The 12,524-nt window shown below is 56.8% G+C and carries 5 protein-coding genes; 2 read left to right on the plus strand and 3 right to left on the minus strand.

The window, feature by feature from the left end; translation table 11 throughout:
• The first annotated feature begins 301 nt into the window (after positions 1-301).
• Positions 302-1,039, plus strand: coding sequence for a hypothetical protein (locus RIB44_00570; protein MEQ8615066.1), 738 nt, complete (start codon positions 302-304; stop codon positions 1,037-1,039).
• Positions 1,040-1,050: 11 nt separating this feature from the next.
• Here RIB44_00570 and ribD read toward each other — a convergent pair whose 3' ends face one another.
• Entirely contained in the window at positions 1,051-2,145 is a 1,095-nt protein-coding gene (gene ribD, locus RIB44_00575; GenBank protein ID MEQ8615067.1) for a bifunctional diaminohydroxyphosphoribosylaminopyrimidine deaminase/5-amino-6-(5-phosphoribosylamino)uracil reductase RibD, read from the minus strand.
• Positions 2,146-2,170: 25 nt separating this feature from the next.
• Positions 2,171-4,309, minus strand: coding sequence for a hypothetical protein (locus tag RIB44_00580; protein MEQ8615068.1), 2,139 nt, complete (start codon positions 4,307-4,309; stop codon positions 2,171-2,173).
• Between the two features lie 369 nt (positions 4,310-4,678).
• Between RIB44_00580 and RIB44_00585 the strand changes: the two genes are divergently transcribed.
• A complete protein-coding gene (locus tag RIB44_00585; protein MEQ8615069.1) occupies positions 4,679-9,241 on the plus strand; it encodes a PEP-CTERM sorting domain-containing protein in 4,563 nt (1,520 codons plus the stop codon).
• A gap of 42 nt (positions 9,242-9,283) precedes the next feature.
• On the opposite strand, the gene RIB44_00590 is transcribed toward RIB44_00585, so the two are convergent.
• On the minus strand, positions 9,284-12,454 hold the full coding sequence (locus RIB44_00590) for an MMPL family transporter (protein MEQ8615070.1): 3,171 nt from the start codon (positions 12,452-12,454) through the stop codon (positions 9,284-9,286).
• Positions 12,455-12,524 lie beyond the last annotated feature (70 nt).

Below are 12,524 nucleotides of genomic sequence, written 5' to 3' on the forward strand. Positions count from 1 at the left end.
ACTTCATTGTCGGACTCTAATAACGGAGATGTGATACCTCAAAAGACTGCCTTGAACGGCAGTAACAGTACACTTTCCCTCTTATTCTCGCCAGTTTTCTTCTTTCGTGACTCGAATGTGTCACATCATGCGTTTGAATCTTGAATGGAGGAGTAATCGAATCATTGCCGCATTGAAATGTGTTCTAGCCGCTGCCTAGCTGCTAGACAGTCGCAAGTGACCGTCCTATAGTGCGGCTTTCCGCTAATGCCCTCGAATAGACAACTGCAGCAATCAACTGCCCCAACCAATGGAGTCTCTCATGGCGTCTCGCAAAAGCTTTTCTCATCACAGCCTTGTTTGTCTGTTAGCGATTCTGATCAGTGTACCGGGCTGTAGTGGAGACTCCGCAGAGAGTGGCGGAGGCGGTGGAGCCGGATCAAGCGTCAAGGTCGCCAAGCATGAAACACCGGAAGCCACGTTCGAAGCCGCGAAGAAGGCGATGGAGTCAGAGGACTACGCGGCATTAGTCGGTTGCTTCACACCGGAAAGCCAAGACTTCATGGTGTTCGGGCTGACGATGGCAGGAACGATGGCGAAGGCCTTCGCAAGCATGGGCGAGAGTTTTGGAGCTGAGCCCGACGCGGATGCGAAGGCCGAACTCGAAGCGAAGTTCGCTCCGCTGGATAAAGTTCTGGAAAAGTACGGACTGACCGAGGACAAGCTCGAAAGCCAAGGACTCGATGCCATGCAAGACCCGAAAGCGGCAACGCAAAAGATTGCAGCGTTGGTGGACGACAAACCGGCTTTCGTAGGCGAAATGATGAAAGCGCTCAAAGCTGCTAGCGATGGCAAGCCGCAGGGTCCTCAGCAGATGTTCATGGCGAAGCTGAGCGATATCAAAATCGATGGCGATTCAGCGTCCGCGATGGCGACCGTACCGGACTCGCCTCGACCTCGGCCTATTCATTTCGCAAAAGTTGATGGGGGTTGGCTGATCGATCTCTCGAAGGAGTTCGAGGGTGAGGAAGAGCCCATGCCGCTCGAAGACGGCGAATAGTAGCTTTTGCCTCAGCGGTATCGTCCGTTGACGTAGACATCGTCGTCGAGAAATTGAACGTTCAAGTCGCGCAGCTTCCCGGTGGGGATCTGGTCGAGACCTGCACCAGCAATCGGCGATGACGCTCCGCCCCCGCCAACGAGCTTGGGGGCGATGAACGCATGCACTTCATCGATGGCTTGGTTGTCGAACAGCGAACCGAGCAGTTGCCCGCCGCCTTCGACGAGGATGTTTGTCCATTGTCGGCGACCCATTTCATCGAGTGCCGCCTGGAGGCGTTGTTCGTGGTTCTTTCCTTCAATGGCTAGGACTTCGACGCGGTGGTTTTCGAGCGCCTCGCGTCGCTCGGCAGGTGCCGTTTCTGCACAGATAAGTAGCACAGGTGTTTCTGCAGCGGTGAGCACGAGTTGGCTTTCTAGCGACAGGCGCGCTTCCGTATCGATGACCACGCGGGTTGCTTGTCGCTGGCCAGCGGGTCGAGCCGTGAGGAGCGGATCGTCCACTTCGGCCGTTTTCCTGCCGACAACGATCGCGTCCATCCGACCGCGTAATTCGTGGACCAGGGCTCGCGACTTTTCGCCAGAAATCCACTGGCTGTGACCCGTACGGCTGGCGATCTTGCCATCGAGAGTCATCGCCCATTTGGCGATTACCCAAGGGCGTCCAACCTTTTGCAGTTTCGCAAATGGAGCGATCAGAGCTTCAGCCTCTTCCTGCATCACACCGGTAGTGACTTCGATGCCTGCTTCCTTGAGGGCTGCGATTCCTTTCCCCGAAACTCGAGGATTAGGATCGACCGTGCCGACAGCGACCCTGCGGATACCGGCTTTGATCAATGCTTCGGTACAGGGAGGGGTTTTGCCCGTGTGACAGCAAGGCTCGAGCGTTACGAAAGCGGTAGCCCCTTGGGCAGCATCGCGGGCTTCTTTGAGTGCGTTGCGTTCTGCGTGAGGTCCGCCGAACTTCTTGTGGTAACCCTCTCCGACAACCTCGCCTTCTCGGACCAGTAGGCACCCGACCATGGGGTTAGGCTCGACAAAGCCTTGCCCCCGGCGGGCAAGCTCTAGAGCGCGAGCCATGTGCAAATGATCGGCTTCGCTCGGCATGCGCTACCCTTTGTGGCTCACGAACCTACGGTGTCCAGATCGCCGACTTCGTTTCTTCAGGAGCCGCGGCGGCTTCGCTGTCAGGAGTCCACAGACCGCTGGCGTTTTCTGCCGGCTGCTGCGGTCCGCCTTGCATTTCTTCTGGAGGGAACAGACCTGCTGAGTAAAGCAACTTGTAAACCGCTTCGGCGACGCCCGGTTCTTCGATGTGTTTCTGGCGAATCGCGTCGAGCGAGCGTTGCAACCCTTCCGCATCGCCTCGTTCGATCTGAAGTTCGAGTTCCAACAGGGCCCACTCCGCGGCGGAGTTTTCGGTGTTGTTCTCGGTCCAGTGGGCAGCTTTGCTTACCCACTCGAGAGCGCGGTCGGGGGCCGGCTCAGCACGGATCAACTGACGATACGCTGCAGCTAAGTCGACGCCTTCTTCGATCGTGTCGCCTGCTTCGGCTCGGCCGACTAACTCTTCCGCGACGAGCAGCGTCGCCAGATTGGCACCGGCCATCACGGTTCGATTGAGGAGTTTCTGTAGCTGAAGACTCCTTAGTGGCTTCGTTTCGACATGTGTAAGTCGAACCAACGGAACTCGGTCGATTTCCTCGTCGGAAAGTTCGACCGTCACTCTTTCAGGCAGCCCCAAGTTCTCCCTGAGTGTCGTAAACAGTTCGAACTCTGAGGCGTCTGCTGCAGCCTGCTCAACGATCAACACACTACCCAACAAAGGAAGCAAGGCTTGCGGATCGCCAGCAGCTTCCTGTGGGCTCTTGCCATCGAGTGCACCGCGTGGCGCGGCAACCCAGTCTTCGAGGATCGCTTTCCGGCGTCGCTCTCCCAAGAGTTTCCGGCGATGCTCGGGCGGTGTGTCGTCGGGCAGACGCCAGCGCCAGCTAAGCGCCTCTTCCGCCGCCGGTTTCTCAGCGACGACTTCAAGCTCGGTACGCTCTTGAAAGGCATCTCCGAGGATGTCTTTCAACAACGCCTCGACTTCGTCAAAGTGCTCTCCCCGATCAGTGGTCAGTTCGACCTGAGCCTCACGGTCCGTCCGCTTTCCGTAGAGTGACAGGAAGGCTAGGACATTGGGAGCATCTTCAATAGCCAAATCCAAGCCGGTGTCTGGCACGGGGCGGTCGATGAGGACGTAACTCTCACGAGGGTGGGCTGCCGATTCGCCCAAGGACTGCGGGTCAAGCTCGTAATGCTCAGTTTGTTTGTGGACTGCAAGCCGATCCGCAACGACGTCGGCATCAGCAACCGGATAGGTGAGCCTTACCGTTTCCAACTTCGGTTCATCGAGATCTGGATCAACCAGTTGCGCGAGCGCCTCAGCTTCCACAGCACTGTCAGTCGGTGAATCGGCTGCGGCTGTGGCTAGCTTGGCGAACTCACGCATTCCGCTGGAGAATTGGGAAGCATCACCCAACCAGCCCCGCACGAGCGCGAGGTTGTAGGCGATTGCCGGATCGTCGCTGGCTTTCTCGGCGAGCTTCACATACTCAGCCTCGGCACGCCGCCAGAGTCCGCGACGCGCTAGGCGATTGGCTTCGTCAAATGAGGTTTTCCAATCGACCTTACGATCTTCTGGCAAATCGGTCAGGTAGAGCGTGTCGCGCAACAGCAGCGGAAGTCCGCCCTGTAGGTTCATGCGTAACAGCAACTCGATCGCGCGGTTATCCTCTTCGGGAGAGATCCCCGCGTAGAGAATCAGGTGCCCCCGTGCAGCGACCAGATCACCGGACAGCAACAGCGCGTGCCCGACAGCACCGATCGCTTCAAACACGCGCTGGGGCATGTCGTTGGCGGGCACCCGCTCGAGCGCTTCCTGCAACGCCCCCACTGCCGCTGCCGTTTGTCCCTTGGCTGAGGCCATGATGGCGGCTTGGCCGTAGGCGGACGGATTATCGGGGTGGGCGAGCAGATAAAGCTGAATCGTTGCCTGGGCTTCTTCTAGCTCTTCGAGTCCCAGCTCAATGGAAGCCTTCAAATCGAGCAGCGAGGCCCTTTCGGGCTGTTTCTCCAAGAGTTGAGCAACGTGCTTGAGAGCCGCATGCGGCTGTTCGCCCGAGACGAGCTTCTCAATCTTTTGGATCTCGCTCGCCAGATCGGAGCAACAGAACTTCAGTTTCTTGCCACTGCCGCAAGGGCAGGGCGAATAGGGATCAATGGCCATGGGGGAGACCTGTGTGCGGTAGGTAACCACGGGAGCACGCTCGATGGTGGCGGCTCAACCGTGGGCGTTGGTTTGTTCCAAGAGAGGCATCTTACCATAGCCAGGGCCACGCGACGAGGCGGGGCAGATTTGCATTTTGCGGTGGTTTCGCTTAACGTATCGTGTACCTGCGGTGGGCTACAGCCAGAGCCCACGGCTTTCTCGGTTACAGTTTTACCTTCCTGGCACTTTTCTAAAGAACGCTACTGCTAAAGACCAACCGCTTCGTCAAGCTCGATCGCACCATGAATTGTGCCATCGAACTGCGAAGTAGTTGGTCTTTTTTTGCGCCGAACTCAAGAGACCACTCCCCACTTACTAGGACCCAACATGAGTAGCCCCTCTGCGCTGAGAATTGGCACCTTCGCTGGAACTTTGACTGCCTCATTGGTTGTCGCTGCGTGTGCCGTTGCTCAAGTCGTCATTAACGTTCCCGACGCCGACCCGCCGCGGTTGGTTCGTGACGGGGAGACGGTCAACTTTCTGCCGGGCGGTAGCACGTTTAGTTCCGTCGAGGTTGAACAAGGTGGAATACTGAATGTGCGAGGTGGCACGCTTTTTCGCGGGTTCGTAGCCAGGCCGGGAAGTCTGGTCAATCTCGAGGCAGGGCTCGTCGATGAAGGCTTTACCCTTGCTGGCGGCAACGGCACGATGTCAGGCGGTCGTGCCGTTGGCATTAACGTGGGTCGAGCAGAAGGGATTGGGTCGCAGTTGCTTGTCACCGGTGGCGCATTAGGTGAACTGACAATTAGCACCTTTAGTGATGGAGCGCGAGCGACGCTCGAAGGCTTCGACTTTAAGCTCAACGGAATGCCGATTGCCGGACTTGGTAGCGTCGGGCAGGAAGTGCAGTTCAATGTGCCTAGGGATTCCGTCTTCACCGGAGTACTCTCCGATGGAACTCCTTTCGCTTTACTCGGCAGAGCCGGAATGCCAATCAGAGATGATTCGCTTTTCTTGCGAAGAAGTGCGACTGTTGATGTCGACCCGCAAACCTTTGTCGATCCCGGCGATCTACTCCCCCTCGGACTTCGCGGCCCTCAGAAACTCGTTCTTAACGACCCTGGTTTTCGACTTCCTGAGTTTTATACGATCACCGATGGTGCGGAATTAGAGATCAATGACCTGCTGGGAAGCGAGAGCCTGAGAGTGATTGATAGCACGGTTAATCATGCGGGGGGCCGGCTGGGGCGTGATGTTTATGCCGCTGGCAACAGCGTGTTGAATATCTCCGGCGAAACCTCGGCAGGCTCGGTACGAGCTTTCGACGAGACAGAAATCAATATGACCGGTGGCGATATGGAGAGCTTCGCGCTCGCTGGTCGCTCAAAGATTAACATCACAGGCGGGTTCACTCGAGGCCTGCGACTCACTGAAAACGCCCAAGCTGAAGTCACGGGCGGCTATGTTCGCGAGTCGTCGTTCAATCCGGGGACGCGAGCCGTGATTCGTGGGGGGAATTTCGGTTTCCGTCTGACTTCGCAGGGAGCGGATGTAACGATCCACGGCGGCGCTTTTGGGGACCAAACGCGCTTCTACAGTCAAGGCACAACAACCTTCCATGGCACGGATTTCCATTTCAATGGCGTCCCACTGTCGGGACTTGCCAACCCTGGGGATACCGGCTCAATCACGATCAACTCTGGCGACGTTTTCTCGGGGACCTTTGCTGATGGCACTCCTTTTGTCTTCTCCGATATCGAAGATCGCTTCGAGGGTGATCCTATCCAACTCGTTCAATCCGCTGCCCCGGCTGCCGGGCCTACAGTGATTGATTCGGCCACCGATGATGTTCCACTTGGCATTCGAGACGGCCAGACCCTCATCGTGCGAGAAGGAACCACCGTGGCACAGAATTTTAACGCCGGACCGGGGAGCGTCGTTCGCATTGAGGGCGGTTTTGTTGATGAGAATATTGAAGCGAATGGGGCGGAAGTAATCCTAAACTCGGGCACAGGTTTACGGAGTTTAGGACTGTTTAACGGAGCTTCGTTAGTGGTGAACGGAGGAGAAACAGGCCCCCTCATCCGTGCCTACCGCGATGCTACGATCACGGTGAATGGAGGGCGACTGGGGAGTAGCGCCGAAGCGGTTGAGAGCTCGACGTGGGTCGTCAACGGGGGCGAACTGGATTTTACGACGCTTCATGAATCAAACTTTACTTTGAATGACGGAAGTGTAGACGTACTTCAACTCAGAACGAATAGCGACGTCGTGGTGAATGGAGGTGAGATCGGCAATAGCGACCTGTTCGATTCCGACATTACAGTACGAAATGGCGATCACGGTCAGATCGTTGTGAGTGAGGGGTCATCAGCAGACTTGCAAGGCGGCCGCGTGCGGTCCCTCACAGTTCAAACGGGCGGCCATATCGAAGTTCATGGTGGCAACTATGGCGCACATGTCGGGGAAAACGGCGGCTCCCTGAAAATCTTCGGTGGCACCTTTGCGGATTCATTTAATGGGAACGGGGGCGTCATTGAGTTCTATGGTTCCGATTTTCAAATTGACGGCGTCAGCGTTACAGGATTGGATAGTACAGGGAACACGGTTCAGGTCACCATTCCTGACGATGCCCACTTCACGGGAACCCTCAGCGATGGAACGCCCTTTTCATTCGTGGATGAGTTTACTCGAGGATTCAATATTTCCAACAGCACGGTGCGGTTGATCCAGCAACCGGCTCCAGCAGCGAGCACCGCTCCACAGTCTTTCGACAATGGACAAGGCCCGTTGGGTGCACGCCGTGGTGAAACCATCGTGCTGGAAGAGGGCGGGTTCTTTGACGATAACTTCGTCGCCGGACGTGGCAGTACGGTAGTGATCAATGGCGGAGAGGTCGGTAACAACTTCGAGGCCGTTGAAAGTAACGTGACGATCAACGGTGGAAGCATCGGTGACGAGCTCAGTGTCCTGGCTGATGCGACAGTGACAATCCACGGCGGCACCGTCCAAGACGCCCCAGAAGTCTATCCCGGCGGAACCTTGCATATAGCGGGTGGAGTACTAGCCAGTGGTGCATTTTCCCGTGGCGGTAACTTCGAGATTTCCAGCGGTCAAGTCGAGAGCAGTGTCAGGATTTTCGATGGCGGGCAAGCACTGATCACGGGAGGAACGTTGCATAGGCGACTGAATCTCGCGCAAGGTACCGCTGCCCAAGTGAACGGTGGAGTCGTTCGATTAGGCACCGACATCGAAGGCGGAGCCTCACTGGTAATTGATGGAGGCAGAACCGCTTTCGATGCCGATTCGGGTGCAAGTGTGAAAGTCTACAGTGGAACCGCTCTCAGAAACTCCCGAGCATCGGCCGGTTCCCAGGTCGAACTGCGCGGCGGCGGGATTGGCGATGGTCTGAACAACTTCGCCGGCGAAGCCTTCGAAATCTATGGCCAGCATTTCGAGATTGATGGCGTTCCCATTGCTGGGCTCGACCAACCGGGCGACACGCAGGTTGTTTCCATTTCCGAGGAGCAACTCTTCACAGGGACGCTTTCTGCGGGCAATCCTTTTGTGTTCACACGTGATGAGGACGATCGGCTCAACACGGTGAAGCTGATAAGAACAGACGATCTCCCCAGGTCATCCTCCCCGCTGGTGATCGATTTCGACGCTGGGTCTACGGGAGCGTACCAAGGACGTTCACTGCGGGTCGTTGAAGGAGGAACTCTTGGCGAAAGCTCAGGAGCCGGTCGTGGCAGCCGCGTCTCGATTGAAGGCGGGGTCGTCGGGCCAGACTTCGAAGCATACGCAGCGGAAGTTGAGATTACCGGGGGGCAGGTTGGCTTCGGGTTCGATGCGTTTCTCGACTCGAGAGTCGTTATCGAAGGTGGTCAGATCAGGGAGGACTTCCAGGCCCATCAGAATGCGATCGTTGAGCTTCGAGGCGGCTGGGCGCAGGAGCTAATAACAGAAGACGAATCTCGGGCTGCGCTAGAGGGCGGGAGACTGGAACGGTTGGAAACCAATGATAGCTCGCAGGTGGTTTGGCGTGGCGGGGCTGTTGGCGCGGTACAAGTGACCGACTCAACGGCCAGCCTTGAGATCCAAGGCTCGAATTTTCAGTTCAATGGCGCTGAAGTTTCAGGACTCGACGAAGTCGGTGATCAACGAGGCTTCAATATTCCGACGGGCTCCTACTTATCAGGCACGTTGACTGACGGCACGCCGTTTTTACTGAGCCAGGGCTTTTCGAGTTCTCGACAGCTTCGGTCATCGATTGCGACGGGCACTTTGACGCTGGTACAAGCCGAGAGTCGAATATTCTCAGGGCCCGCATTAATTAACGTGAGTGACGATCAGTCGCCCCTGATCATTGGCCGGGGGCAACGACTTGTGCTGGAAGAAACAGGCATGCTGCCCGATAACTTTCTGGCTAGTGAAGGGAGCGAGCTAATCGTTTCTGGCACGACAGGATTCAGTATGAAGTCGCTAGGAGCGAAAGTGATTCTGGATGGGGGAACCATCGAGGATGATTATCATGCCCTTCACGACACCGAACTTGTCGTCAAATCCGGAGAGCTCAACCGTTTTCACTTGCATGCCAACAGTCGAGCGGAAATCCGCGGGGGAACGATTTCTGAGAGCTTCTTGATCGATTCTCTGGCGACGGTCAACATCTACGGCACCTCCTTCATGGTTAACGGGCAACCAATCCGCGGGTTTGAGGGTATCACCGACACCTACGTAGAACGACGGCGGGGGAACTTCTTTTTAGAGGCCACGCTGACAGATGGTTCATTACTTCGTTGGAGCCTTGACAGCATCGATACGCGACGAGGTAGGGGAATCTCCCCAAATGCGACGCTCATCTTTCACTTAGTGCCTGAGCCAACGAGCGCCGGGCTCATTCTAATCATGCTAATGGCCACGCTGACGAAACGTCGGCAAAGATAGCTTGCTTACCGATCGATGCGACTCGGGGAGAGACTTGCAAACCTACCGCCCCGATGATTCCCGCCGCAACTTCCGCAGCTTGGCGTGCAACTCGGCGTGTGGACCGTGGGTGATGGATTGGCGGCCATCCGAAGAAGGCTCTTCAGAGGAATCTACCGCTGCCACTTGCTTTGCGGCAGCTTCTTGAGGAGGTGGGCCTTCAGGCTCTTGGTCGATCATCGCGTGCGAGCCGGGCTGGTCATCAGGATCGCTCTGCCAATCGTCGCCCATTGAAAGGCCGCCGTCGCCTTCGCTGGCTGCGTTTTCAACTTCCGGCCACTGTGCTACGTCAGGGCTGGCTTCGCCCCCGAAGAATCGTCCAAGTGGACTGCATAAGATTGCTGGCAGCAGGAGCAAATCGCCGACCAAGGCGGTGCCGAGCATTGTGACCAACAAGTAGCCTAACTGTTGGGTTGGTGTGAAGGAGCTCGTCGCGAAGACGGCCAGCCCGAGCCCACCGATGATGGTGGTCTGCAACATTGCTGTCGCGCAACGATCGTAAGAGAGCATGGCCGCCTCTTTACGATTCAGCCCCTGGGCTACGCCGCGTCGGTACCAAGTGAGAAAGTGCACCGTATCGTCCACGGCAACGCCAAGGGCAACACTGGCGGCCATCATGATGCCGATGTCGACCTTGATGCCCAGCCAACCCAGTGCCCCAAACACCATGACGATCGGGAACACGTTGGGGATCATCGAAATCAGCCCCGCTAGGGGACTACGCAAGACGACCATCATCACACCGGCGATCAATACGGTCGCCCAGCCGATGCTTTCGCCCAGACTTTTGAGGAGCTCTCTTTGCGTTTTATAGACGACCGGGACCATGCCGGTGTAGACGGCACGGATGGGTCGCGGTAAGTCTGTGCGGAGTTGAGGCTTCGCTGCAGACGTTTCTGCTGTTAGGCTGAGCAGCGGAGGAGCTGTGACATCGATCACCGTGAGCCCCTCTTTCGCAAGCTGCTTTGCCGTGGGGTCACTGCCTGCAGAGACGAGAACCATCGCGTCGTAGCGATTCATCAAGCCTTCAATGGCTGCGTCTCGATACTTGTCGTCGGCTTCCTGGCTGCCTCGGTTGGGCTTGTCGAGCTTCGCCAGATTGAATTGCACGACTCCGCGACGATCGGCACCGCTGGCGAGCAGTAGCTCTTTGAGGATCGCTTCTTGCGAATCATCGCCGAGTTTGTCCTCCTTGTCATTCGAACGATACAGCATGACAAACCGGGCACCACGCAGCTTCTTGTCTTGCTTCGCAAGCTCTCGGACGATGACGTCGCGTTGATCGAGTGCAAGTAGGACCGGGTCGACTGCTTCTGCAAGTTCTTTGACGAACAGGCCGTAGTCGACGCCTTCGTTATCTTCAGCGAGGGCTGCAACGCGCGCACTGATTCGCCAAAGTTCGCGGTCAATCTCGTCACTGGCCTCATTCTCTTTCTCGAAGCGAAGGTAGTCGCCATTGCGGAGCTCGTCTCGCAGTTCGGTGAGGCGACGATTTGTGGTTGAATCGAGCGATCCATCAAGGACGGCAAAACCGGAATCGCTTTGCTTGGGGGCGAAAGTAGCAAGTGAGAGCGAGTTGCTGACTTCTTCGAGCGACTCGATGCGTTCTTGAATCAGTCGGACGATCGCGATCCGATCGACCATCGTCAGACGATATTGTTTGCCGTCGGCGTCGGGGGTCTCGCCCGGTTCGGCGGTTCGTTCTTCAGGGATCGTCAGCACGACTTCCATGGGGACCAGATTCCCCATGTTCTCTTCAAGCCAAGCGTAGTCGTGGATGAGGTCGGCGTCTTCGTCAAGTAACTTGAGCAACTGGACCGACGTGCCAATCTTGGTCATACCGTAGCCCACGCCTGCCATCACGCAGAGCCAGATAGCAAACGCAGCCAGATTGTGATTGATCACCACGCCGAAGATTCGCTGAGCCCAGCCGGGGAGATGTGCGTCGCGTTTGCCGCTTGATTGCCGTTTAACCAAGTCGTCGCTGATCGGGAAACGATGGAGGAAGACCGGCAGAACCGTAAAGAGAACGCCCACGGTCCCTAAGACCGCGATCGCGCTGAACATGCCGAACTTTTTGATCGGTAGAATGTCGCTGGCGTAGAGTGAACCGAGGCCGACGGATGTCGTGAAAGCGGCTAAGGCACAGGGGCCCCACCCCATGCGGACCGCGGATTCAGCGGCCCCATGCAGGCCGGTTTCGCGTCGCGCATCCCGATAATAATTGACCGTGTGGATGGCACTTGATAGTCCAAGCACAAAAACAACTGCAGGCATGGACATCAGAATGGCATCGACGGTGCCTAACCTCGCCGGTTGGCCAGTTAACCAGTATTCAGCGATTCCAAAGTAGAACACGATCGCCAGGCTCATGCCCATGCTGATCACGCCCACGGCAAAGACAATGCTTGTGAGCTTAACGCTTCGAAAACACCAGTAAGAAAGCACGAAGCCAACAAGACCGGAGAGTCCCGCTAATCGGATAAGCGTCCGTTCTCCTTCGATGTCGATCTGAATATTGTCAACCGGAGGGCCACCCATACGGATCTCTTCTTCGGGGATCGCGCATTCGTTGACCAAGACCTCAGTGATTCCCTCGATCGCTTGCCGCATGGTGCGGTTGTCTTGCGTGGCCTTTTCGGTCAGGAAGACCACGGCGCAAGTCGTCCGCGATTCGTTTCCAAGCGTTTCTCCCGATTCGTCAACTTTCTTAGGTCCGACGAGAACACCCTCGATACGCTTACAAGCAACGCCGTAGGGGATGCCTCCTTCGGGACCCGACATGCGCTCCAGAACGCTGGGCCCAGTCATGATGCTTTGATACCAAGCGGCCCGTTGTGCTAGGTCGCTATCCTTGGGGGCAGCGGCAGCCGCTTCTTTGCTGGGGATAAGTTTCTTGACGAAGAAGTTCAGTTTCTCGTCATTCCCCAGGGTACAACCGTCCCAACTTACCAGAGCAAATTGTTGGCCAACGAAATGGTCGCGAAACCAACGGAGATCAACGGACTCGGGGTAGTTGTTGGGAAGCCAATCTTCTGCCTTGTTCGTGTTGCTCTCAATCGCCAGCCGTGCGCCGCGGGGCATCAGCGCAACAAGAAACGCGACCGCCATTGCGATCAGAAAGTAGTTGGGTTGCCCCAACGTCTTGCGGGCCAAGAACGAGGGTTGCTTCATCTGTGGGCAGCAAAGTTGGCGAGGGAGGACCCGACACCGCCTACCTTAAGTTGGGGCGTATGAGCCGGAG

It is taken from the genome of Lacipirellulaceae bacterium (assembly GCA_040218535.1).
Lineage (GTDB): Bacteria > Planctomycetota > Planctomycetia > Pirellulales > Lacipirellulaceae > Adhaeretor.

Excerpts from the sequence above, each read along its gene's own strand:
- RIB44_00570 (MEQ8615066.1), top strand. The coding sequence starts at position 302 with ATGGCGTCTCGCAAAAGCTTTTCTCATCACAGCCTTGTTTGTCTGTTA.
- RIB44_00585 (MEQ8615069.1), top strand. The coding sequence starts at position 4,679 with ATGAGTAGCCCCTCTGCGCTGAGAATTGGCACCTTCGCTGGAACTTTG.
- RIB44_00580 (MEQ8615068.1), bottom strand. The coding sequence starts at position 4,309 with ATGGCCATTGATCCCTATTCGCCCTGCCCTTGCGGCAGTGGCAAGAAA.
- RIB44_00590 (MEQ8615070.1), bottom strand. The coding sequence starts at position 12,454 with ATGAAGCAACCCTCGTTCTTGGCCCGCAAGACGTTGGGGCAACCCAAC.
- ribD (MEQ8615067.1), bottom strand. The coding sequence starts at position 2,145 with ATGCCGAGCGAAGCCGATCATTTGCACATGGCTCGCGCTCTAGAGCTT.